The following is a 22,170-nucleotide window of genomic DNA, read 5'->3' on the forward strand; positions in this document are numbered from 1 at the left end:
GTTCTCACGGGAGTTCCCCATGTCTGTCTCCACCGTCGCCGTCGACCCCTCGGTTTGCACCCCGCTGCCCGTTCTCGGGCGAGATGTCACCGTGCCGCTCGTCACCGGCGGCACCATCACCTACGCGGCCCTCGACTACGCGGCCAGCGCCCCCGCCCTCCAGCGCGTCTGGGACGACGTCGCCGCCTACGCCCCGTACTACGGCAGCGTCCACCGGGGTGCCGGGTACCTCTCCCAGTTCTCCACCGACCTGTTCGAGAAGGCCCGCCGCACGGTCGCGGAGTTCCTCGGCTGCCGCGCCGACGACCAGGTGGTCTTCACCCGCTCGACCACGGACTCGCTGAACCTGCTGGCCCGGGTGGTCCCGGCCGGCTGCCGGGTCTTCGTCTTCGAGACCGAGCACCACGCCTCGCTGCTGCCCTGGCGGGACGACCAGGTCACCTACCTGGACGCACCGCGCAGCCCCCGGCAGGCCGTCGAGACGCTGGAGCGGGCCCTCGCCGACCGGGACCCGTACGGCCCGGCCCTGGTCTGCGTCACCGGTGCCTCCAATGTCACCGGGGAGCTGTGGCCGGTGCGCGAGCTGGCCGCCGCCGCGCACGCCCACGGCGCCCGGATCGTCCTGGACGCCGCCCAGCTGGCCCCGCACCACCCGGTCTCCCTCGCCGACCTGGACGTCGACTGGGTCGCCCTCTCCGGGCACAAGCTGTACGCCCCGTTCGGCGCGGGCGTGCTCGCCGGGCGCGCCGACTGGCTGCGGGACGCCGAGCCGTACCTCGCGGGCGGCGGCGCCAGTCGCAGTGTCGCCCGGCGTGCGGACGGGGGTGTGGAGGTGGAGTGGCACGAGAGCGCCGCCCGGCACGAGGCGGGTTCCCCGAACGTCATCGGCGCCTACGCCGTCGCCTCCGCCTGCCAGGCCCTCACCGAGGCCGGCTGGGACGCGCTGGTCGCCCGTGAGCAGTACCTGATCGACCGGGTGCGCGCGGGACTGGCCGAGATCCCGCAGGTCAGGGTGTTGTCCCTGTTCGGGGAGGACGCCCCGCGGGTCGGGGTGCTCTCCTTCGTGGTGGACGGCTGGAACAGCTCCCACTTCGCGGCCGCGCTCTCCGCCGAGTACGGCATCGGCGTCCGCGACGGCCTCTTCTGCGCCCACCCGCTGCTGCGCACCCTGCTGGGCACGGCCCCGGAGACCCCCGCGGAGTGCGGCGCCCCGTCCCTGAACGCCATCCGCGTGAGCTTCGGCGCGGGCACCCCGGACGAGCATGTGGACCGCTTCGTCACGGCCGTACGGCAGCTGGTGACGGAGGGCGCGAAGTGGACGTACCGCACGGAGGAGGGGCGCTGCGTGCCGGTGGCGTAGCGGCCCGAACGGGCCGGTGAGGCGGCTTTCGGCGGTCGGTCAGGAGTCCAGGCCGATCGCGAAGGCCGCCTCCAGGTCGTGCTGCGAGTACGTCCGGAACGCCACATGCGTGTCCGTCGCCTCGACGCCGGGGATCTTGCTGATCCGGCCGGGGATCACATCGGCGAGGTCCTCGTGCTCCCGCACCCGCACCATGGCGATCAGGTCGTACGTACCGGTGACGGAGAAGACCTCGCTCACCGACTCCAGCGAGGCGATCTGCTCGGCGATCTCGGGAATCCGGTCCACGCTGGTCTTGATGAGGACGATCGCGGTGATCACGGCTGGTTCTCTCCCTCGGGGGCCGGTTCAGGTGCGCATTTCACTCTATCCCCACGCCCATGGCGCACCCACGCGTAGACGAACCCCGCCCCGAACCCCACCAGGTGCGCCAGATACGCCACCCCCGGGCCCTGCGCCGAGCGCCCCGCCGCCAGCCACTGGAGGGTCACCCAGAACGGCAGCACGACCCAGGCGGGAAAGCGCAGTGGAAGGAAGAAGAGGAACGGCAGGAGACTGGTGACACGGGCCCGCGGGAACAGGAAGAGAAACGCCCCGAGCACCGCCGAGATCGCCCCCGACGCGCCCACCAGCGACTGCTCGGAGGTGTCGTTGGCGACGGCGTACCCCAGCAGGGCCAGATAGCCGCAGCCGATGTAGAAGAGGGTGAACTCCACCCGGCCCATCCGCTCCTCGGTCAGCACGCCGAAGACGAGGAGGAAGAGCATGTTGCCGAGCAGATGCACCCAGTTGCCATGCACGAACAGCGCCGTGACCGGGGTCAGCGCATGCCCCAGGGGTGCGGCGAACAGCTCGGCCGGGACCACCCCCCAGGTCCGGAAGTACACCCGCTGCGCGTCCTGGAGCACATACCCGGTGCCGTACCCGGGGACGATCCCGGAGGCCGGGCCCAGGACGAAGATCAGACAGCACAGGGCGATCAGGCCGTACGTCATCGGCGCGTCCCGAAGTGCCCTGAAGGTCCTGCCGGCCGCCGCTCTCCACTCGCTGATCATGAACACAGAGCATGACGTAACCGGACGCAAGCTGACAGACCGCCTCGCCGCCTCGGACGGACGGGCGGCGAGAGGCCGCCAGGCCGTAGGGTTACGAGCCACACGCGTCGGCCCGCCGGCGCGGTCCGACCGACCTGAGAAGGGCACGATGACGGTTCCCCAGCCGACCGCCACGACGCGATGGCGCTGCACCCTGTGCGGCAACCTCACCCGCTTCGACGTCACCCGCTCCTCGAAGGTCGTGGAGTATGTCCACCTCGATCTGGCGGGCGAGCCGACGGTGGAGGAGCGCCAGGTGGTCAGTGAGACCATCGAATCGGTGCGCTGCCGCTGGTGCAACGCGGTGGATCAGGTGGAGCTCGTGGACAGGCCGGGCACCGACTCCTGACGGGGCCGGGCCCGAAGAGGCATTTCTTCGGCAAGGTAGTGGGGTGTGACGGATGGTGGAGAGCGCAGGCGGGGGGCCGGGCGACGGCACCGCTGAGGTGCTTGACCGTCCGCTGTCCGACGGGGTGCGCCGCAGGGTCGTCGCGATCGTCTCGGAGTGCTTCGGCAAGCTGACCGTGGCCGAACTGCCCGCACAGCTGCGGCAGTACGCCCGGTTCGCCCCGAATCGTCGCGCGAAGTTCGCCGGGAACGCGATGGCCGCGGCGCTGGAGACCGACACACTGTTCCGGCAGCGGATCGGCGAGAAGTTCCGCGCCGCGCAGCCGGAGTTGGCCGGTGCCCTGGAGGCCGGCTCCGTGCCCGCGGCAGTCGACCCGCTCGATGTGGCGGCGGCCGCCTATGTGCTGCGCCCGGCGGGCTGGGTGAAGCTGGTCACCGCGGCCGGCGAGGAGGCGCAGCGCGCCGACGCCGAGCGGGCCGACGAGGAGAGCCGCGCCGAACTGGAGCGGCTGCGCGCCGAACTGGACCGCGCCCGCGAGCACACCAGGACCGAGACCGAACGGCTGCGTGGTGAGCTGGAGTCGGCGAAGCGGGACCTGGAGTCCCTGAACCGCAAGCTGCGCTCCGCGCAGAGCGATGTGCGCCGGGGCGAGGCCGCGCTGCGCAAGGCGCAGGGCGAGATGGACGCCGTACGCGCGGAGGCGGGCACCCGGGTGTCGGCCGCGGAGAGCGAGTCGCGGCGGCTCAAGGCGCGGCTCGGCGAGGCGGAGGCGGCCCTGGAGGCCACCCGCAAGGCCGCCCGCGAGGGGCGCAGCGTGGAGGACATGCGGGTACGGCTGCTGCTCGACACCCTGCTGGAGGCCACCCAGGGCCTGCGGCGCGAGCTGGCGCTGCCGCCGGTGTCCGTGCGCCCGGCCGAGACCGTCGACGCGGTGGAGCCGGGCCGGATGACGCCCAAGGACATCGCGGCGCGCGCCCTGTCCGAGCATGACCCGGCGATCCTCGACCAGTTGCTCGCGCTGCCGCAGGCGCATCTGGTCGTCGACGGGTACAACGTGACCAAGACCGGCTATCCGCAGATGCCGCTGGAGAAGCAGCGGCTGCGGCTGCTGGGCCAGTTGTCCGCGCTCGCCGCGCAGACCGGCGCCGAGGTGACCTGCGTCTTCGACGGCGCCGAGCTGGCCGCGCCGGTGCTGCTCGCGCCGCCGCGCGGGGTGCGGGTGCTGTTCTCCAAGCCGGGCGTCACGGCCGACGAGCTGATCCGCCAGCTGGTGCGCGCGGAGCCGCCGGGCCGGCCGGTCATCGTCGCCTCCACCGACCGCGAGGTGGCCGACGGTGTGGCGCGGGCGGGTGCCCGGCCCGTGGCCTCTGCGGTACTTCTGAAGCGACTGTCCTGAAGGCCCAACGGGCGTGGTTAATGCCCGAATTGGCCGTCCCCTCACGCAACGTAGGGTCAATCGGCCATCACTGCTCGTGGATTGTGTGCAAAGAATGCATTGCGTGACGGGAATTTTTGCCGTGAGGATTTGAATGATCACAACATGGTCACTAGGGTCGGGGCTCGAACCTCCGAACGGGTGAACACTCACAAGAAGGAGTTCGTCCTCCGTGGCGTCCCACCGTCGACCCAAACAGCAGAGCCGTGCACGCGTGACCGTGCTGACCACCGCAGCAGCCGCCGCCGTCGTGCTCAGCGCGAACGCCGCGAACGCCGCGCCGAGTGAGAAGCTCAGCAAGGACCAGGTCAAGTCCAAGGTCGACAAGCTGTACGAGCAGGCCGAGCAGGCCACCGAGAAGTACAACGGCGCCAAGGAGAAGCAGCAGAAGCTCCAGAAGGAGATCTCCACGATCCAGGACAACGTCGCGCGGGGTCAGGAAGACCTCAACAAGCTGCGCGACGGCCTGGGTTCGCTGGCCACGGCCCAGTACCGCTCCGGCGGTATCGACCCCTCGGTCCAGCTCTTCCTCTCCTCCAACCCGGACGACTTCCTCGACAAGGCGTCCACCCTCGACCAGCTGAGCGGTCAGCAGGTCGACGCGCTGCGCAAGATCCAGAGCAAGCAGCGCGAGCTCGCCCAGGAGCGCTCCGAGGCCACCGAGAAGCTCAAGGACCTCGCGGACACCCGCACCGAACTGGGCAACAAGAAGAAGGACGTCCAGGCCAAGCTCGCCGCGGCCCAGAAGATCCTCAACAGCCTCACCGCCAAGGAGAAGGCCGACCTCGCCGCCCAGCAGCAGCGCGCCGACCGCTCCTCCAGCGAGCGGGTGAACCTCGGTGACGCCCCGCCCGCCTCGGGCAGGGCCGCGGCCGCCTTCGCCGCCGCCCAGGGCCAGATCGGCAAGCCGTACGTCTACGGCGCCACCGGCCCCTCCTCCTTCGACTGCTCGGGTCTGACCTCCTACGCCTACGCGCAGGCCGGCGTCTCCATCCCGCGCACCTCCGAGGAGCAGGCCAACATAGGCACCCGGATCTACAGCCAGAGCCAGCTCAAGGTCGGCGACCTGGTGTTCTTCTACGGCGACATCCACCACGTCGGTCTGTACGCGGGCGGCGGTCAGGTGCTGCACGCCCCGCACACCGGTGCCGTGGTGCGCTATGAGGCGATGTCCGACATGCCGTTCCAGTTCGGCGTCCGGGTTTAAACCCCCGACGCTCCCGGGGAGGGCGCCCGATCGGGCGAATCCACGGGACGCAAACTGACTCCACGCCCCGCCGGTGACCTGCGTCAGCGGCGGGGCGTCACTCTTTGTTGCCGTCGCGGTCTTTGGCCGCGGCCCTTCCACACGGCTACTGTCTGCCGCGTTTCCCCGGCGCCGGGGCCTCCCCGTCCCCAGGCGCCGGGGAACGTCGTCCATGTCAGCCAGTGGAAGGGGTTCGGCGAACCGTGGGGTCCCATCGCCGCCTTGCACCGTCCGGTCAGCGCCGCGCACCGGGCGGATTCGACCGGGGTGCCGCAGCCCTGTGCGCCCTGTCGGCCGCCGCCGCGGCCCTCGGCGCAGTACCGGCGCACGCCGCGCCGCATCCCGACGCCCGCGCCGAGGTGGACCGGCTGTACACGGAGGCGGAGCAGGCGACCCAGGCCTACGACCGGGCCCAGGAGCGCACCGACGCGCTGCGCCGCGAGGTCAGCCACACCCAGGACCGGGTCGCCCGCCGCCAGCAGGACGTCAACACGCTGCGCGAGGAGCTGGGTTCGCTGGCCGGGGCGCAGTACCGCTCGGGCGGCATCGACCCGGCCGTCGCGCTGCTGTTCTCCGACGATCCCGACGACTACCTCGACAAGGCCGCCACCCTCGACCGGATCAGCGCCCAGGAGGCGGGCCGGCTGCGGGAGTTGCGCTCCGCGCTGCGCGAGCTGGAGCAGGAGCGGGCGGAGGCGGCCGACGAGCTGGACGCGCTGGACCGCGGCCGCCGTGAGGTCGCCGCGCACAAGCGGACGGTGGAGGGCAAGCTCGCCCGGGCCCGGCAACTGCTGAACACGCTGTCGGCGGCCGACCGCGCCGCCTACGACCGGTCCTCCCGCTCGGCCGGCCCCGACCGGCTCGGCCTGTCCGATCTGACCGGCCTGGCCGGTGCCCCCGACGCGCGCGCCGCCGCGGCCCTGGCCGCCGCCCGCTCCGCGCTCGGCCGCCCCTATGTGTGGGGCGCCAACGGGCCCTCCGGCTTCGACTGTTCGGGCCTGATGCAGTGGTCGTACGCGCACGCCGGCATCCAGCTGCCCCGCACCTCCCAGGAGCAGCGGTTCGCCGGGCGGCGCGTCCCGCTCTCCCAGGCCCGCCCCGGCGATCTGGTGGTGTACCGCTCCGACGCCAGCCATGTGGCGATGTACGTCGGCCACGGCCAGGTCATCCACGCGCCCCATCCGGGAGCCGCGGTGCGCTACGACCCGGTGGGGATGATGCCGATCTCCTCGGTGACCCGGCCCTGACGCCCCGGCGGCGCGCCGTACGATCGTGTGATGGCCGGTGGCAGGCGGGTGAGAAGCGGCGGGGCGGCGGCCCTGTGCCTGCTGCTGTCCCTGACCGGGTGCGCCGGGCGGACGGCGGCCGACTCCGCGAAGGGCGAGGTGCAGCACCTCCTGGACCTGCGCTCGGCGGCCCTGCTGCGGCATGACGCGGAGGCGTACGGCGCGACGGGCGCGAGCACCGAGTACACCAGGCTGCGCGCCCTGCCGCTGGCCTCCTGGGCGTACCGGATCACCACCCTGCGCCGCACCGCCGTGGGGGCCACCGCGGACGCCGACCTCACCTACAAGGTCGCCGGGTACGACCGGGCCCCCGTCGACACCCGGCGCACCCTCAGCCTGGCCCGCACCGCCTCCGGCACCTGGTACGTCAGCGCCGACCGGCCCGCCGACAAGTCCGGGCAGCAGCTGTGGGACCAGGGCACGGTGACCGCCGTACCCGGTGCGCACAGCCTGGTGCTCGGCACCGGGCAGTCGGCGGCCGATCTGCGCGCCTACGCGCGGATGGCCGACGAGGCGGTACCGGCGGTGTCCAAGGAGTGGGGTACCGACTGGACGCGCCGGGTCGTCGTCCTGGTCCCCAAGTCCCTGGCGGGCATGGCGGGTCTGCTCGGCTCGCCCGCCGCGAACTACCGGGGGATCGCCGCCGTGACCACCGGGGAGGCGGGCGGCGCGGGACAGACGCCGGCCGACCGGGTGGTGATCAACCCGGACGCGTACGCCGTCCTCGGCGCGATGGGCAAACAGGTCGTCCTCACCCACGAGACCGCCCATGTGGCCACCCGCACCCACACCACCGCGGCCACCCCCCTCTGGCTCTCCGAGGGCTACGCCGACTGGATCGGCTACCTGGGCACCGACCGCACCCCGGCCCAGGCCGCCCCGGAACTGGCCCGCGCCGTCGGCGCCGGCCAGGTGCCCGCCGCGCTCCCCACCGACAAGGACTTCGGCTTCACCAGCGACCCCACCGAGCTGGCCCGGGCCTACGAGAGCGGCTGGCTGGCCTGCCGCATGATCGCCGAGCAGTGGGGCGCGGCCCGCCTCGCCGCCTTCTACCGCGCCGTCGGCACCCGCACCACCCGCCCCGGCGCCGTCGAGAGCGCCCTGCACCACGTCCTCGGCCTGACCCCGGACGCCTTCACCACCCGCTGGCAGAAGTACGTCAAGGCGCAGCTGGGCTGAGGGTCTCGATCGCCTCCGTGAGCCAGGCCCGCTCCGCCGCTCCGGTGGCCCGCGCCACCCGCAGCATCCCCTCCCGGAACAGATCCCCCGCCTCCTCCGCCCGTACCGGCTCGCCGCCCCGGTAGAAGAAGCTCGACGGCGCGTTCAGGAACTCCAGGCGGCGGCGCAGCACTTCGGCCTGTTCCGCCGGGTCGGGCAGATACCGCAGGAACGACAGCACCGTGTTGAAGCGGACCTGGTCGCTGATCTCGACGGCCTTCGGCTCCCGCAGCCGCGCCAGCAACTCGGCCCGCCCCGCGGCGGTCAGCGACAGCACCTTGCGCGGCGCGGCGCTCGCGCCGTCCTGGGTGTGCTGTTCGAGCAGTCCGGCGGCGGCGAGCCGGTTGATCGCGGGGTAGAGCGCGCCGTCGCTGACCGGGCGGACGTGGCCGCTCAGCGCCTTGATGCGCTCCTTCAGCTCGTATCCGTGCAGCGGTCCCTCGGCGAGGAAACCGAGGATCGACAACTCCAGCACGCCCATTCCTCCTTGCGGCAGGCCCGTTCGCCATGCTAGCTCTTTTCGAGTTACCTCGAATCGAGGTAACTCGTTTCGATGTACAGCCTCCGAGGAACTCCAGGAGCCCTGGTGAACGCCCACCGCGCCCAGCTCATATCGCTCGCCCGGCCCGTCTACTTCTCCCTCCTCGCCTCCGTCGCCTCCGGGATCGTCGGCACTCTCTGGGTCTCCCGGCTCGGCGGGGCCGCCGTCGCGGCGGTGGCCGTGGCGACCAACACCGAGAACGTGCTGCTCGGGGTGGCACTGGTCTTCGCCTCCGGTACGACCGTGCTGGTGGCGCACGCGCGGGGGGCCCGGGACCCGGCCGGAGTGCGGACGGCGGTGCGGGGCGGCGCCGTGCTGTGCGCCCTGGTGACGCCGTCGGTCGTGGCGGCCGGGTTCACGCTGCGCGAGCCGCTCGCCCGGCTGGTGCTCGGCGGCTCCGACCCGGCGGTCCTGCGTCTGGCCACCGCCTACTTCGCGATCTCCCTGCCCGGCACGGCCGTGTTCTTCGCCCAGCAGCTCGTGGACGGCATTCTCAAGGGCACCGGTGACACCCGGACCCCGATGCGTCTCGCGCTGCTCGCCAACGGGCTGATCCTGGTCTGCGACCCGTTCCTCGTCCACCGCTACGGCGTGCGGGGCGCCGCCGTCTCCACCGTGCTGTGCCGGAGCGCGGCCCTCGCGGCGGGCATCGCGGTCCTGCGCCGCGATCCCCTGCTGCGTACGGCTGCCCGTGTGCGCCCCACCACGCGGCCCGGGCCCTCCGCCCTGCGTACCCTCGCCACCGGGCTGCCGATGTCCGCCGACTTCACCCTCCGGCAGGGCGGGGCTCTCGTCCTGGTGGCGGTGGTGGGGCGGCTCGGGGTCACCGCCGTGGCCGCGTACGCGATCGCCTACAAGACGCTGTACCTGGCCACCATGGCCTTCTACGCGGTGCGCCAGGCCGCCGCGATCCACACCGCGCACACCCGGGGCGCGGGCACGGACGCCCGCGGGGACATCGGCCGGCAGGCGGTACTGCTCTCCGGGGCGCTCGGCCTGACCGCGGCCGTCCTGTTCGCGGGCACCGCGCCCTGGGTCATGGCCGCGTTCGGCGCCGGACCCGCCGTCGCCCACCAGGGCGTGCTCTTCCTGCGCTGCGTCGGCCCCTATCTGCTGCTGATGGCCGGCTTCATCGCGCTCGGCGGAGTCTTCGAGGGCAGTGGGGGAGCGCCCGCGCTGCTGCGGATCACCCTGCTCGGCACCGCCGTCCAACTCCCGCTCGCCGCCGCCCTGTCGGGGCTCCGGCTGCCCGGCGTCGCACTGGCCCTCGCGGTCTCGATGGCCGTGCAGTGCGCGGCGGTGGCGACGCTGTCGCGGCGCGCCCTGAGCACGGCGGGCGTGCCGGCCTGAGCGGGGTCAGGGGGAGACCGAGGTCTCCCGGGGCGTGGGGAGCGGCTGGACGGGGGGCGTCGCCGGGGAGGTGGTGGCGCGCCACAGGCGGCGGGCCGCGAGCAGGGTGGCGGCGGCCAGGAGGGCGTTGCGCAGGAGCAGGAGGGTGATTCCGTACCAGTCGCTGGAGACCACATGGACGAAGCCGATGGGGAATTCCAGGAGGGTCAGGAAGGAGGCGGGCAGGACCAGGAGGGCCGGGGCGGTCATCCGGGAGGCGCGGTGGGTGAGGCAGACGGCGGCCAGGCCGATCAGCCAGACCAGGTACTGGGGGCTGATCACCCGGCTCGTGGTGGTGAAGAGGAGCACGGCGGTCAGCGCCGCGTCCGTCAGGACGTGCGGGGGGAAGCGGCGGGCCCTGAGGCGCCACAGCAGCAGCCAGCCGAACGCGCCCGCCGTCAGGGCCAGCGCCGCCGCGCTCACCTCGGGCACGTACGGGCCCAGGAACTCGATCGAGCCGTAGTTCAGCAGCACCTGCCCGCTCCAGCCGAAGTGCCGGGCCACATGGAAGACCAGGGCGCCCAGCGACTCCACCTCCGTACCCCGCTCCCGCTGGAAGGTCAGGAAGGCGAACGCGCCAGGCATCCACAGCGCGAACGCCGCCGCGAGCCCCGCCCCGGTCACCGCCGCCGACACCCATGCCCGGCGCCGTACCGCACCGGCCAGCAGCAGCGCAGGCCACACCTTCAGCAGCGCCCCGAAGGCCGCCAGCGCGCCCATCACCCGGGGATGCCGGGCCCCCGCGAGCAGCGCGGCCACGGCCACCGCGGTCACCATCACGTCGTAGCGCGCGTACACCGTCGGCCCGAGCAGCGGGGCACCCGCCACCCACACCCAGGCCCCGCGCCGGGACCGGCCGGGTTGCCGGGCCGAGCGCAGCAGGAGTGCCAGGACCACCAGGTCGGCGAGGAACGCCAGCGCGAAGAAGGCGTGCGGGTAGGAGAGGAACGGCAGCAGGGCGGGCGCGAGGATCGCCAGCGCGGCGGCCGGCGGGTACTGCCAGGTGACGTCGTCCAGCGGGAACGTGCCCTGGCGCAGCACCTCGTACCAGTTGCGGTAGATCACCGACACGTCCGTGGTGACGTCCGGGCCGGGGACGACGTACACCCCGAGGACGAGGAGCAGCAGCACCGCACGGGTGACGCACCAGGTCGCGAGCAGGTACGCCGGCGACCGCCGGGCGTCCTTGGTCTCCACGTGTTCCCCTGCCGTTCGATTTCGCTTCGAGTCCGGTGCCGCGGGACCATGATGTCCCGAGCGCCCCTGGCCGTGCCAACGCACCGGCCGCCGCCCGGCGCCGGACGGCCGATTCGGTAGGGTCGGCGACGATGCACAAGACCCTGATCGTGACCAACGACTTCCCGCCCCGGCCGGGCGGCATCCAGGCCTTCCTGCACAACATGGCGCTGCGCCTGGACCCCGACCGGCTGGTCGTCTACGCCTCCACCTGGAAGCGGGGCCGGGAGGGCGTCGAGGCGACCGCCGCCTTCGACGCCGAGCAGCCCTTCACCGTCGTACGCGACCGTACGACCATGCTGCTGCCGACCCCCGGGGCGACCCGGCGCGCGGCCGGGCTGCTGCGCGAGCACGGCTGCACCTCGGTGTGGTTCGGGGCCGCGGCACCGCTCGGCCTGATGGCGCCCGCGCTGCGCCGGGCCGGTGCCGAGCGCCTGGTGGCCACCACCCACGGGCACGAGGCCGGCTGGGCCCAGCTGCCCGCGGCCCGGCAGCTGCTGCGCCGGATCGGCGAGGCCACGGACACGATCACCTACCTGGGCGAGTACACCCGCTCCCGGATCGCCGGGGCGCTCACCCCGGCGGCGGCGCGGCGGATGGTCCAACTGCCGCCCGGCGTCGACGAGAAGACCTTCCACCCGGCCTCCGGCGGTGACGAGGTGCGCGCCCGGCTCGGCCTCACCGACCGCCCGGTCGTCGTCTGCGTCTCCCGGCTGGTGCCGCGCAAGGGCCAGGACACGCTGATCCGGGCCATGCCCGCGATCCTCGCCGCCGAGCCGGACGCCGTGCTGCTGATCGTCGGCGGCGGCCCCTACGAGCAGGAGCTGCGCCGCCTCGCCCGGGAGACCGGCGTCGCCGCCTCGGTCCGCTTCACCGGCGCCGTCCCCTGGTCGGAGCTGCCCGCCCACTACGGCGCGGGCGATGTCTTCGCCATGCCCTGCCGCACCCGCCGCGGCGGTCTCGACGTCGAGGGCCTCGGCATCGTCTATCTGGAGGCGTCCGCGACCGGTCTGCCGGTCATCGCGGGCGACTCCGGCGGCGCCCCGGACGCGGTCCTCGACGGGGAGACCGGCTGGGTGGTCCGCGGCGGCGAACCCGGCGAGGCCGCCGAGCGCATCGTCACCCTGCTCGGCGACCCCGAACTGCGCCGCCGGATGGGGGAGCGGGGCCGCCGGTGGGTGGAGGAGAAGTGGCGCTGGGACCTGCTGGCCGAGCGGTTGAAGGAACTTCTCTGACGGCCGGTTCATGAATTGACGGCCCGTCAATTCTTCCTGACGGGCCGTCGATTTCCTTGCGCTGCCGATCGCTTGAGGCGACTCGCCTACTTCGCGTAGATCGCCTCGATGTCGTCCGCGTAGTCCTTGGCCACCACGTTCCGCTTGAGCTTCAGCGACGGCGTGAGATGGCCCGAGTCCTCCGTGAACTGGGACGCGAGGATACGGAACTTGCGCACCGACTCGGCCTTGGACACCGCCGCGTTGCCGTCGTTCACGGCCTCCTGGATCGCGGCGTTCAGGTCCGGGTCGTCGCGCAGGGACGAGGCCGTGGAACCCGCCGGCTTGCCGTGCTCCGCCGCCCAGCGCGTCAGGAACTCCTCGTCCAGCGTGATCAGCGCGCCGACGAACGGCCGTCCGTCGCCGACCACCATGCACTCCGCGACCAGCGCGTGCGCGCGGATACGGTCCTCGATCACCGCGGGGGCCACGTTCTTGCCGCCCGCCGTGACGATGATCTCCTTCTTGCGGCCGGTGATCCGCAGATACCCGTCCTCGTCCAGGGTGCCGATGTCCCCGGTGTGGAACCACCCGTCGGCCAGCGCCTCCGCCGTCGCGCCCGGGTTGTTCCAGTACTCCTTGAACAGGTGCTCGCCGTGCAGCAGCACCTCGCCGTCGTCCGCTATCCGCACCACGGAACCGGGCAGCGGCTGGCCCACGGTGCCGATCTTCTGCCGGTCCCACGGGTTGAACGCGGTCGCCGCGCACGACTCGGTCAGGCCGTACCCCTCCAGCACCGTGAAGCCGATGCCCCGGAAGAAGTGGCCGAGCCGCTCGCCCAGCGGGGCGCCGCCGGAGATGGCGTACTCGCCCCGGCCGCCGAGGACCGCGCGCAGCTTGCCGTAGACCAGCTTGTCGAAGACCTTGTGCTTGATCTTCAGCCCCAACGACGGCCCGGACGCGGTGTCCTGGGCCTTGCTGTACGCGATCGCGGTGTCGGCCGCCTTGTCGAAGACGCCGCCCTTGCCGTCCGCCTGCGCCTTGGCGCGCGCGGAGTTGTAGACCTTCTCGAAGACGCGCGGCACACCGAGGATCAATGTCGGCCGGAACGCGGCCAGTTCATCGGTGAGGTGCTTGATGTCCGGGACGCAGCCCAGCTTGATGGGCGCCATCATCGGCGCGATCTGCACCAGCCGGCCGAAGACATGGGCCAGCGGCAGGAAGAGCAGCACCGAGCACTCGCCGGTGCGGAACAGCGGACGCAGCCGCTCCACGATGTTGCCGCACTCCGCGAAGAAGCTGCGGTGGGTGAGCACGCAGCCCTTGGGGCGGCCGGTGGTGCCGCTGGTGTAGACGATGGTGGCCGGATCGTCGGCGCGGGCGAGCGAGGAGCGCTCGTCCACCGTCTCCTCCGACACGTCCTGGCCGAGCCGCTCCAGCTCCTCGATGGCACCGGCCTCGATCTGCCAGACGTTCTTCAGCGCGGGCAGCGTGTCGCGTACGGCCTCCACGGCGGCCGCGTGCGCGTCCAGCTCCACGACGCAGGCGGTCGCGCCCGAGTCGGAGAGGATCCACTGCACCTGCTCGGGCGAGCTGGTCTCGTACACCGGCACGGTCACCGCGCCCGCGCTCCAGATGGCGAAGTCGAGGAGCGTCCACTCGTAGCGCGTCCGGGACATCAGGCCCACCCGGTCGCCCGGCTGCACCCCGGCGGCGATGAGTCCCTTGGCCGCGGTGTGCACCTCGGCGAGGAACTGCCGGGCCGTCACGTCCTGCCAGGTGCCGCCGGACTTGCGGGCGATCACGGCGACGTCGGGATGCTGCGCGGCGTTTCTGCGGACGATGTCGGTCAGGTTTCCGTCCGCAGGGACCTCGTACAAGGCCGGAAGGCTGAACTCGCGCAAGACTGCTGCTCCTCATAGGGCGCCGGCGCCACGACGTTGTGTGATGCGACGGTGCGGTCCAAGGCTCGGGCTGGTGCTCGGGGCCACCGGTGGCTGAAACCCAGAGCACGACTGGACTGCCCGGACGTTACCCGTCGGTATGCGGTTCCCGACAGGGGGTCCCGGCCAGATGTTCGCTGCGTCACACAGGATGGCGTTCCTTCGCGCACAGTAGTCCACGGCCTCTCCGACCGGCGAGTAACCGCAGGCCACGACCAGGACTGTTCACCTACGACACACACGCCTACGCTTGATCGCCATGGCATCCACACCCCCTCGAAGCAGCCGGCATCGCGTCCATGTGGTCAGCGATGTACACGGCAACGCCCGGGACCTGGCGCGGGCCGGCGAGGGTGCCGATGCCCTGATCTGCCTGGGCGATCTGGTGCTCTTCCTCGACTACGCCGACCACTCGCGCGGCATCTTCCCCGACCTGTTCGGGGAGGCGAACGCCGACCGCATCGTGGAGCTGCGCACCGCCCGGCGCTTCGAGGAGGCCCGGGCCTTCGGGGCCGAGCTGTGGGGCGGGATCGAGGGCGACCGCTTCACCGCCATCGAGAAGGCGGTACGCAAGCAGTACGCCGAACTCTTCGCCGCGTTCCCCACCCCGACGTACGCCACCTACGGCAATGTCGACATGCCGCAGCTGTGGCCGGAATACGCCGGTCCCGGTGTCACCGTCCTGGACGCGCAGCGGGTGGAGATCGGCGGCTGGACGTTCGGCTTCGTCGGCGGTGGGCTGCGCACGCCCATGCGGACGCCGTACGAGATCTCCGACGAGGAGTACGCCGCGAAGATCGAGGCCGTCGGCGAGGTCGACGTGCTGTGCACCCACATCCCGCCGGAGGTGCCGGAGCTGGTGTACGACACCGTCGCGCGCCGTTTCGAGCGGGGGAGCCGGGCGCTGCTGGACGCCATCCGGCGGACCCGGCCCCGGTATTCGCTCTTCGGGCATGTCCATCAGCCGCTGGCGCGCAGGATGCGGATCGGGGCGACGGAGTGCGTGAACGTCGGGCACTTCGCGGGCAGCGGCCGGCCGTGGGCCCTTCAGTGGTGACGGGGCGAGGGCGGGGCTGAAGCGGGCGCACGGTAGCCTTCACGCTGCACACACGTGCGCAGCAGCGCACGGCAAGAGTCTCTTCGGTCCGCATCTGGAGGAGCCACGGCGATGGCGGAACACACCAGTTCGAGCATCACGATCGAGGCGGCTCCGGCCGACGTCATGGCGGTGATCGCCGACTTCGCCCGCTACCCGGACTGGACCGGTGAGGTGAAGGAGGCGCAGGTCCTCAAGACCGACGAGCGGGGGCGTGCCCAGGAGGTACGGCTCGTCATGGACGCCGGCGCGATCAAGGACGACCAGACGCTCGCGTACACCTGGGCCGGTGACAACGAGGTCTCCTGGACGCTGGTCAAGTCCCAGATGCTGCGCTCGCTCGACGGGTCCTACCTGCTGGCACCGGCGGGCCAGGGCGGTACCGAGGTCACGTACCGGCTCACCGTCGACGTCAAGATCCCCATGCTCGGCATGATCAAGCGCAAGGCGGAGAAGGTCATCATCGACCGCGCCCTGGCGGGCCTGAAGAAGCGCGTCGAGACCCCCTGACACCGGTCCCCTCACCGCGACACCCCGCACGGAGTGTCCGTTACCGTTCGGACTCATGCGGACCATCCTGATCACGGGGCCCGGTGGCAGCGGGCGGACGACCGTCGCCGCCGCCACCGCGCTGCGCGCCGCCCGCGAGGGCAGTCGGACCCTGTTGTTGAGCGCGGAGCGTGCGGACACCCCCGGCGCGGTGCTGGGGACACCGACCGGGGCCCGGCCCGTGGAGATCGAGCCCCGGCTCACCGCCTGGCGCCCCGACGCCGTCGCCGGTTTCCGCCGGGACCTCGCCGAGTTCCAGCAGCGCGCCGCCGGCGTCCTCGATCTGCTCGGCGCCTCCCGGCTGGACGCCGAGGAGGTCACCCCGCTGCCCGGCGCCGAGGAACTGACGTTCCTTCGCGCCCTGCGCGACGCCGCGCTCTCCGAGCGGTACGACCTGCTCGTCGCGGACCTGCCGCCCCTGCCGGGGGCCCTCGCCCTGCTCGCCCTCCCCGAGGAACTGCGCCGCTATCTGCGCCGCCTGCTGCCCCCCGAGCGCCAGGCCGCCCGCGCCCTGCGCCCCGTGCTCGGCCGGCTCGCCGGTGTCCCCATGCCCGCCGACTGGCTGTACGAGACGGCGGGCCGCTGGGACGTGGAGCTGGCCGCCGTGGAGGCCGTACTCACCGACCGCGACACGGCCGTACGCCTCGTCGCCGAACCCACCCCCGCCGCCGTGGACGCCCTGCGTACCGCCCGCCTCGGCCTCGCCCTGCGCGGTCTGCGCACCGAGGCCCTCGTCGCCAACCGCCTCCTGCCCGACACCACCCCCGACACCTGGCTCGCCGGCCTGGTCGCCCAGCAGCGCAAGGCGCTCCGGGAGTGGGAGGGCGAGGAGGAGTGCGAGGTGCACGCCGTGCCGCACCTCGGCCGCGACCCGGGCTCCCCGGACGACCTCGCCGCCCTCGCCGTACCCGCCGTCACCGGCACCGACCGCCCCGTCGAGTGGCCCGTCGCCGACCGGATCGCCGAGGACGGGGTGCTGGTCTGGCACATCCCGCTGCCCGGCGCCATACGGGAGGAGCTCGACCTGATCCGGCGCGGCGACGAGCTCGTGATCACCGCGAGCGCCTTCCGGCGGATCGTCTCCCTGCCCTCAGCGCTGCGCCGCTGCACCGTCTCCGGCGCCGGTCTGCGCGAGGGCGAGCTGCGGGTGCGCTTCGCCCCGGACCCCGGTCTGTGGCCCGCCGCCGCACGGTGAACGGGTCACGGCGGTTCGGGTAACGTCGTATACGTAAGGGCGTACCGCAGTCAGGAGTCCGCCATGAGCGAAGAGCGCCCCGCCGAGCCGCACGAGGAGCCGCGGGTGAGCGACGCCGACGCCTGGGCCACGGCCTGCGCCGAGGACCTGGAGGCCGAGAAGGCCCGCCGCCGCACCACCTACGGCCCGCCCCCCGGCTCCGCCGCCGAGGAACTGAAGAAGCTCGTGGACTCGGTGGCCGACAAGCTGTCCGGCCTCCAGTCCCCCCTCGGCGCCCTCGCCGGACCCGCCGCCCAGCAGATGGTCAAGCAGGTCGTCCAGCAGGCGAAGGCCGCCGTCGAACCCGTCATAGAGCGCAACCCCGGCGTCTTCGACCATCTCGCCGCCGCCGGCGGCGAACTGCTCGCCGCCTACCGCTCCGCCGTCCAGTCCCAGGAACAGCGCTGGACCGCCGGTCCTGGCGACGTCACGGACGAGTGGCGCAAGGAGCGCGAGGGCGACGGCGGCAAGGGGCGCGACCGGGGCGAGGGGACCGGCTCCGGAGAGCGCATCGACCTGGACTGAAGCCCTCGCCCGTAAGGGCCTCGGGTACGGTTGGCCGTAGCGGGGCTCGACCGAACTGAGGGATTCATGGGACTCACCATCGGCGTCGACATCGGCGGCACCAAGATCGCGGCCGGCGTGGTCGACGAGGAAGGCAACATCCTCTCGACCTTCAAGGTGCCGACCCCCACCACGCCCGAGGCCATCGTGGACGCCATCGCCTCCGCGGTGGAGGGCGCGCGTGCCGGGCACGAGATCGTCGGCGTGGGCATCGGTGCGGCCGGTTACGTCAACCGGCAGCGCTCCACCGTCTACTTCGCCCCCAACATCGACTGGCGCAACGAGCCGCTCAAGGAAAAGGTCGAGGCCCGCACCGGCCTCCCCGTCGTGGTCGAGAACGACGCCAACGCCGCCGCCTGGGGCGAGTACAAGTTCGGCGCCGGCAAGGGCCACCGCAACGTCATCTGCATCACCCTCGGCACCGGCCTCGGCGGCGGCATCATCATCGGCAACAAGCTGCGCCGCGGCCACTTCGGCGTGGCCGCCGAGTTCGGCCACATCCGGATGGTCCCGGACGGCCTGCTGTGCGGCTGCGGCTCGCAGGGCTGCTGGGAGCAGTACGCCTCCGGGCGCGCCCTGGTCAGGTACGCCAAGCAGCGCGCCAACGCCACCCCCGAGAACGCGGAGGTGCTGCTCTCGCTCGGCGACGGCACCCCGGACGGCATCGAGGGCAAGCACATCTCCATGGCCGCCCGGCAGGGCGACCCGGTGGCCGTCGACTCCTACCGCGAGCTGGCCCGCTGGGCCGGCGCCGGACTCGCCGACCTGGCCTCCCTCTTCGACCCGTCCGCCTTCATCGTCGGCGGCGGCCTCTCCGACGAGGGCGAGCTGGTCCTCGACCCGATCCGCAAGTCGTACAAGCGGTGGCTGGTGGGCGGGAACTGGCGTCCCGTCGCCGATGTGATCGCGGCGCAGCTCGGCAACAAGGCGGGCATGGTCGGCGCGGCGGACCTGGCCCGTGAGCCCGATCCGATCATGTAGCGATCGCTGGTGAGGGGGGTGGACCCACCCACCTCGGGGCGCGGCCGGCCACCGGGAACCGGCTGCCGCGCACCCACCCCCCTGGGCGTACATTGATCCACATGGCGCCGCTCCCCAACTCCCACACAGAACCCGATGGTTCAGCCGTCGTCCGCGTGCTGAGCTACAACATCCGCTCCCTGCGCGACGACACCGACGCCCTCGCCCGGGTGATCACCGCCTGCGCGCCCGACCTGGTCCTCCTCCAGGAGGCGCCCCGGTTCTTCCGCTGGCGCAAGAAGCTCGCGCGGCTCGCCGGGGCCAGCGGTCTCGTCGTCCTCACCGGCGGCGGCACCGCCGCGGGCCCCGCGATCCTGTGCTCGCTGCGCGCCACCGTGGAGCGCACCGAGGACGTCCTGCTGCCGCTCACCCCCGGTCTGCACCGGCGCGGTCTGGCCACCGCGGTGGTCCGCTTCGGCGGCGCCCGGCTCGGGGTGATCAGCTGTCACCTCAGCCTCGACGGCACCGAGCGGTACGCCCAGGGCGGCCTGCTTCTCGACCGGCTCGACGGACTCGGTGTGGAACACGCCCTGGTGGGCGGCGATCTGAACGAGGGCCCCGACGGCCGCACCTTCCACCTGCTCGCCGGCGCCCTTCAGGACTGCCGGGCGGTGGCCCCCTGGGGCGGAGAGGAGACCTGGACGCGGGACGCGCCGGCACGGCGTATCGACGCGGTGTTCGCCACCAAGGGCATCGAGGTCCTCGGCTGCGGGGTCCCCGAGGACCTGCCGGGCGTCAGCCGGGCCGACCTGGCCGCCGCCACGGACCACCTCCCGGTCCTGGCCGCCCTGCACATCCCGGCCACCGAACAGGAAACCGAGCCGACCTGAGCCCATCAGCCCGGGTCCCGCCCGGCCCCGGGTCCCGCTCGGCCTCGGTTCTTCGCCCGGCCCCGGGTCTTCGCCCGGCCCCGGGTCTTCGCCCGGCCCCGGGTCTTCGCCCGGCCCCGGGTCCCGACCGGACCGGGTCTTCGGCCCGGCCCCGGACCCGACTAGACCACGGCGCCCCGGCCCGGATCATCGTCGTCGTCCTCGTCCGTCCGCATCCGCGCCACCAGCGTCGCGAAGCCGCCGAGGAAGCCGCCGATGCCGAGGGTGGTCAGCCACCAGGTCATGTCCCAGCCGAGCAGCACCGCCACCAGCAGCAGGATCGGCCCGCCGACCACACCGAGCCAGGCGAACTTCGACGTGGTGTCGCCGGTGTCCAGCGGGGGCGGCTCGGGCGGCACGAAGTGCCCCTCGTCGTCCTCGTCGAAGTCGTCCTCGGACGCCTCCGGCGCACGGTGGTCGCGGGGACCGACGCCGGGCGCGAATGAGATGGAGCTGCCCAGCGGCCGGGCGGGCCGCGGCTCCTCCCTCTTCTTCTCCTTGCCGCCGTCCTTCTCGCCGTCGTCGCCCTCGTGCGCCGCGGCGTCCTTCTCCAGCTTCTCCAGCAGCGCGTCCTTCTCCAGCAGCGCCAGGTCCTCCACCGGCTTGAAGGGCCTGCTGCCCGGCGGGTCCGGCGGCTCCTCGCCGTATCCGGCCACGATGGCCCGCCAGGCGGCGTCCTCGTCGAAACGCAGCCCGTTCTCCTCCGGCTCCCGGTCCTCCCGGTCCTCGCGGCCCTCGGGACCCGGGTCGTGCTCAGCCAACTGCGGCCGTCCCTTCCTTGCCCGGAATCGGTGCGAGCCGGCCGATGAAACCGAGGCTCTCCTCGAAGATCCGGTCCGCGTCCACATCCAACGTCGCGACGTGGTAGCTGTGTTCCAGCACGATCTCCCGGACATCGGCGGACGAGATCCGCTCCAGCACCCGGGCCGAGTCGACGGCCGGTACGACATGGTCCTGGGCGCTGCGCAGCAGCAGCAGCGGCTGGTCGATCCGGGGCAGCTCGCCGTCGAGACGGCGCAGGAACCGGCGCAGCGAGTGCGCCGCGTGCAGCGGCACCCGGTCGTAACCCGTCTCGGCCACGCCGCCCTTGGCGATGTCGCTGGCGATGCCCTTGGTGGACCGCACCAGGTACCGGGCCACGGGCAGGGCGTGCGCGGACAGGCCGTGGACCTTGTTCGCCGGATTGACAACGACCACGCCGCTGATCCGTTCGCCGTGCAGGGCGGCCAGCCGCAGCGCGAGGGCGCCGCCCATCGACAGGCCCGCGACGAACACCTGGGAACAGCGCTCGGACAGCAGCCGCAGCTCGCGGTCCACCTCCGCGTACCAGTCCTGCCAGCCCGTGAGCTGCATGTCCTCCCAGCGCGTGCCGTGTCCCGGCAGCAGGGGCAGCGACACCGTCAGGCCCCGCGCGGCGTGGTGCTCCGCCCAGGGGCGCAGTGACTGCGGGGAGCCGGTGAAGCCGTGACAGAAGAGGACGCCCACCTCGCCGCCGGAGTGGCGGTACGGCTCGGCTCCAGGGAGAACCGGCACCTTCGACGCTCCTGTTCCTGGGGAAGGGCCCCGCCGCCGTCGGCCGGGGCGTTGAGAGAACACGCGGATGTGCTTCACCGTACGCGACCGCACGGACACCGACCAGGGCCGTCGGGTGCTTTGACGGTCCAGGGGGTTAAGGTCTGTTCGACGGAAACGGGAGGCACACGGGTGTTGTACGGCACGATGAAGGTCGCCATCGGAGGGCCGCTGAAGCTCGCCTTCAGGCCCTGGGTGGAGGGTTTGGAGAACATTCCGGCCGAGGGAGCGGCCATCCTGGCCAGCAACCACCTGTCCTTCTCCGACTCGTTCTTCCTGCCGACGATGCTGGACCGCAAGGTCACCTTCATCGCGAAGGCCGAGTACTTCACCACGCCCGGGGTGAAGGGCCGGCTCACCGCCGCCTTCTTCAAGGGCGTCGGCCAGCTCCCGGTGGACCGTTCCGGTGCGCGCGGCGCCGGTGAGGCCGCGATCAAGAGCGGCATCGAGGTACTGGAGCGCGGCGAGCTGTTCGGCATCTACCCGGAGGGCACCCGCTCGCCCGACGGCCGGCTCTACCGGGGCAAGCCCGGCGGTCTCGCCCGGGTGGCGCTCGCGACCGGAGCACCGGTGATCCCGGTGGCGATGATCGACACCGAGAAGATCCAGCCGCCCGGCCAGGTGATGCCGAAGCTGATGCGGCCCGGCATCCGCATCGGCAAGCCCCTCGACTTCAGCCGCTACCAGGGCATGGAGCACGACCGCTTCGTACTGCGCGCGCTGACCGACGAGGTCATGTACGAGATCATGAAGCTCTCCGGCCAGGAGTACGTCGACATGTACGCGACCGCCGCCAAGCGGCAGATCGCGGAGGCGGCGAAGGCGGCCAAGGAAGCCGACAAGGCGGAGAAGGCCAGGGAAGTGGAGAAGGCCAAGGAAGCGGAGACGGCCAGGGAAGCGGAGAGCAAGTAGCCGCACGGGGTCAGCGGGTTCACGGGGTCTACGGGGGGCACGG

22 protein-coding genes are annotated in these 22,170 nt (G+C 72.5%); 15 read left to right on the forward strand and 7 right to left on the reverse strand.

The features are described 5' to 3' along the window. Positions 1 to 19: 19 nt before the first annotated feature. The gene (locus HEP81_RS27975; RefSeq protein ID WP_037652977.1) at positions 20 to 1,360 is read left to right on the forward strand and encodes an aminotransferase class V-fold PLP-dependent enzyme; all 1,341 of its coding nucleotides are present in this window, start codon (positions 20 to 22) and stop codon (positions 1,358 to 1,360) included. A gap of 39 nt (positions 1,361 to 1,399) precedes the next feature. On the opposite strand, the gene HEP81_RS27980 is transcribed toward HEP81_RS27975, so the two are convergent. Continuing rightward, positions 1,400 to 1,681: an Lrp/AsnC family transcriptional regulator gene (locus tag HEP81_RS27980; protein WP_037652980.1), complete on the reverse strand. Its 282-nt coding sequence runs from the start codon at positions 1,679 to 1,681 to the stop codon at positions 1,400 to 1,402. Continuing rightward, positions 1,678 to 2,415 carry a rhomboid family intramembrane serine protease gene (locus HEP81_RS27985; RefSeq protein ID WP_051849988.1) on the reverse strand — a complete coding sequence of 246 codons (738 nt, stop codon included), beginning with the start codon at positions 2,413 to 2,415 and terminating at the stop codon, positions 1,678 to 1,680. The genes HEP81_RS27980 and HEP81_RS27985 overlap by 4 nt, the downstream gene beginning before the upstream one ends. Positions 2,416 to 2,563: 148 nt before the next feature. Here HEP81_RS27985 and HEP81_RS27990 point away from each other — a divergent pair, with 148 nt between their 5' ends. The 5 genes from HEP81_RS27990 to HEP81_RS28010 all read left to right on the forward strand — a co-directional run bounded on the left by HEP81_RS27990 (position 2,564) and on the right by HEP81_RS28010 (position 7,949). Continuing rightward, positions 2,564 to 2,803: a hypothetical protein gene (locus tag HEP81_RS27990; protein ID WP_037652985.1), complete on the forward strand. Its 240-nt coding sequence runs from the start codon at positions 2,564 to 2,566 to the stop codon at positions 2,801 to 2,803. A gap of 52 nt (positions 2,804 to 2,855) precedes the next feature. Then, positions 2,856 to 4,199, forward strand: a complete 1,344-nt coding sequence (locus HEP81_RS27995) for an NYN domain-containing protein (protein WP_037652987.1) — start codon at positions 2,856 to 2,858, stop codon at positions 4,197 to 4,199. 211 nt (positions 4,200 to 4,410) lie between these two features. Further along, on the forward strand, positions 4,411 to 5,445 hold the full coding sequence (locus HEP81_RS28000; RefSeq protein WP_037652991.1) for a C40 family peptidase: 1,035 nt from the start codon (positions 4,411 to 4,413) through the stop codon (positions 5,443 to 5,445). Between the two features lie 242 nt (positions 5,446 to 5,687). Next, positions 5,688 to 6,731, forward strand: coding sequence for a C40 family peptidase (locus tag HEP81_RS28005; RefSeq protein WP_176736012.1), 1,044 nt, complete (start codon positions 5,688 to 5,690; stop codon positions 6,729 to 6,731). A 30-nt stretch (positions 6,732 to 6,761) separates the two neighbouring features. After that, positions 6,762 to 7,949, forward strand: coding sequence for a hypothetical protein (locus HEP81_RS28010; RefSeq protein ID WP_051849977.1), 1,188 nt, complete (start codon positions 6,762 to 6,764; stop codon positions 7,947 to 7,949). Here HEP81_RS28010 and HEP81_RS28015 read toward each other — a convergent pair. Continuing rightward, entirely contained in the window at positions 7,930 to 8,463 is a 534-nt protein-coding gene (locus HEP81_RS28015; protein WP_037653257.1) for a PadR family transcriptional regulator, read from the reverse strand. The genes HEP81_RS28010 and HEP81_RS28015 overlap by 20 nt on opposite strands. 111 nt (positions 8,464 to 8,574) lie before the next feature. On the opposite strand from HEP81_RS28015, the gene HEP81_RS28020 reads away from it, so the two are divergent. Continuing rightward, a complete protein-coding gene (locus HEP81_RS28020) occupies positions 8,575 to 9,879 on the forward strand; it encodes an MATE family efflux transporter (RefSeq protein WP_037652993.1) in 1,305 nt (434 codons plus the stop codon). A gap of 6 nt (positions 9,880 to 9,885) precedes the next feature. Here the strand turns inward: HEP81_RS28020 and HEP81_RS28025 are convergent, their stop codons facing one another. Then, on the reverse strand, positions 9,886 to 11,115 hold the full coding sequence (locus HEP81_RS28025; protein ID WP_037652995.1) for a glycosyltransferase 87 family protein: 1,230 nt from the start codon (positions 11,113 to 11,115) through the stop codon (positions 9,886 to 9,888). Between the two features lie 131 nt (positions 11,116 to 11,246). Here HEP81_RS28025 and HEP81_RS28030 point away from each other — a divergent pair, with 131 nt between their 5' ends. Further along, on the forward strand, positions 11,247 to 12,389 hold the full coding sequence (locus HEP81_RS28030) for a glycosyltransferase family 4 protein (protein WP_037652997.1): 1,143 nt from the start codon (positions 11,247 to 11,249) through the stop codon (positions 12,387 to 12,389). An 86-nt stretch (positions 12,390 to 12,475) separates the two neighbouring features. Here the strand turns inward: HEP81_RS28030 and HEP81_RS28035 are convergent, their stop codons facing one another. Continuing rightward, entirely contained in the window at positions 12,476 to 14,272 is a 1,797-nt protein-coding gene (locus tag HEP81_RS28035; protein WP_037652999.1) for an AMP-dependent synthetase/ligase, read from the reverse strand. Between the two features lie 298 nt (positions 14,273 to 14,570). Between HEP81_RS28035 and HEP81_RS28040 the strand changes: the two genes are divergently transcribed. The 6 genes from HEP81_RS28040 (at position 14,571) to HEP81_RS28065 (ending at position 19,604) form a co-directional block, all read left to right on the forward strand. Then, positions 14,571 to 15,368 (forward strand): metallophosphoesterase family protein, encoded by a 798-nt coding sequence (locus HEP81_RS28040; protein ID WP_078967223.1) that lies wholly within the window; start codon positions 14,571 to 14,573, stop codon positions 15,366 to 15,368. Between the two features lie 111 nt (positions 15,369 to 15,479). After that, a complete protein-coding gene (locus HEP81_RS28045; RefSeq protein WP_037653004.1) occupies positions 15,480 to 15,917 on the forward strand; it encodes an SRPBCC family protein in 438 nt (145 codons plus the stop codon). 55 nt (positions 15,918 to 15,972) lie between these two features. After that, positions 15,973 to 17,151, forward strand: a complete 1,179-nt coding sequence (locus HEP81_RS28050) for an ArsA family ATPase (RefSeq protein WP_037653006.1) — start codon at positions 15,973 to 15,975, stop codon at positions 17,149 to 17,151. Between the two features lie 63 nt (positions 17,152 to 17,214). Continuing rightward, a complete protein-coding gene (locus tag HEP81_RS28055; RefSeq protein ID WP_037653009.1) occupies positions 17,215 to 17,715 on the forward strand; it encodes a DUF5304 domain-containing protein in 501 nt (166 codons plus the stop codon). A gap of 66 nt (positions 17,716 to 17,781) precedes the next feature. Beyond that, positions 17,782 to 18,735, forward strand: coding sequence for an ROK family glucokinase (locus HEP81_RS28060; RefSeq protein WP_037653011.1), 954 nt, complete (start codon positions 17,782 to 17,784; stop codon positions 18,733 to 18,735). A 101-nt stretch (positions 18,736 to 18,836) separates the two neighbouring features. Continuing rightward, positions 18,837 to 19,604 (forward strand): endonuclease/exonuclease/phosphatase family protein, encoded by a 768-nt coding sequence (locus HEP81_RS28065; RefSeq protein ID WP_037653013.1) that lies wholly within the window; start codon positions 18,837 to 18,839, stop codon positions 19,602 to 19,604. A gap of 161 nt (positions 19,605 to 19,765) precedes the next feature. Here the strand turns inward: HEP81_RS28065 and HEP81_RS28070 are convergent, their stop codons facing one another. Both HEP81_RS28070 and HEP81_RS28075 read right to left on the reverse strand, forming a co-directional pair. Beyond that, positions 19,766 to 20,404, reverse strand: coding sequence for a hypothetical protein (locus tag HEP81_RS28070; protein WP_037653016.1), 639 nt, complete (start codon positions 20,402 to 20,404; stop codon positions 19,766 to 19,768). Beyond that, positions 20,397 to 21,176 carry an alpha/beta hydrolase gene (locus tag HEP81_RS28075; protein WP_037653019.1) on the reverse strand — a complete coding sequence of 260 codons (780 nt, stop codon included), beginning with the start codon at positions 21,174 to 21,176 and terminating at the stop codon, positions 20,397 to 20,399. Before HEP81_RS28075 ends, HEP81_RS28070 begins: the two co-directional genes overlap by 8 nt. Positions 21,177 to 21,350: 174 nt before the next feature. Between HEP81_RS28075 and HEP81_RS28080 the strand changes: the two genes are divergently transcribed. Then, entirely contained in the window at positions 21,351 to 22,127 is a 777-nt protein-coding gene (locus tag HEP81_RS28080) for a lysophospholipid acyltransferase family protein (protein ID WP_037653259.1), read from the forward strand. Positions 22,128 to 22,170 lie beyond the last annotated feature (43 nt).

It is taken from the genome of Streptomyces griseofuscus, from assembly GCF_014673495.1.
In the GTDB taxonomy this organism is placed as follows: domain Bacteria; phylum Actinomycetota; class Actinomycetes; order Streptomycetales; family Streptomycetaceae; genus Streptomyces; species Streptomyces murinus.

Excerpts from the sequence above, each read along its gene's own strand:
- HEP81_RS27975 (WP_037652977.1), top strand. The coding sequence starts at position 20 with ATGTCTGTCTCCACCGTCGCCGTCGACCCCTCGGTTTGCACCCCGCTG.
- HEP81_RS27985 (WP_051849988.1), bottom strand. The coding sequence starts at position 2,415 with ATGATCAGCGAGTGGAGAGCGGCGGCCGGCAGGACCTTCAGGGCACTT.
- HEP81_RS27990 (WP_037652985.1), top strand. The coding sequence starts at position 2,564 with ATGACGGTTCCCCAGCCGACCGCCACGACGCGATGGCGCTGCACCCTG.
- HEP81_RS27995 (WP_037652987.1), top strand. The coding sequence starts at position 2,856 with ATGGTGGAGAGCGCAGGCGGGGGGCCGGGCGACGGCACCGCTGAGGTG.
- HEP81_RS28010 (WP_051849977.1), top strand. The coding sequence starts at position 6,762 with ATGGCCGGTGGCAGGCGGGTGAGAAGCGGCGGGGCGGCGGCCCTGTGC.
- HEP81_RS28030 (WP_037652997.1), top strand. The coding sequence starts at position 11,247 with ATGCACAAGACCCTGATCGTGACCAACGACTTCCCGCCCCGGCCGGGC.
- HEP81_RS28040 (WP_078967223.1), top strand. The coding sequence starts at position 14,571 with ATGGCATCCACACCCCCTCGAAGCAGCCGGCATCGCGTCCATGTGGTC.
- HEP81_RS28045 (WP_037653004.1), top strand. The coding sequence starts at position 15,480 with ATGGCGGAACACACCAGTTCGAGCATCACGATCGAGGCGGCTCCGGCC.
- HEP81_RS28050 (WP_037653006.1), top strand. The coding sequence starts at position 15,973 with ATGCGGACCATCCTGATCACGGGGCCCGGTGGCAGCGGGCGGACGACC.
- HEP81_RS28055 (WP_037653009.1), top strand. The coding sequence starts at position 17,215 with ATGAGCGAAGAGCGCCCCGCCGAGCCGCACGAGGAGCCGCGGGTGAGC.
- HEP81_RS28060 (WP_037653011.1), top strand. The coding sequence starts at position 17,782 with ATGGGACTCACCATCGGCGTCGACATCGGCGGCACCAAGATCGCGGCC.
- HEP81_RS28065 (WP_037653013.1), top strand. The coding sequence starts at position 18,837 with ATGGCGCCGCTCCCCAACTCCCACACAGAACCCGATGGTTCAGCCGTC.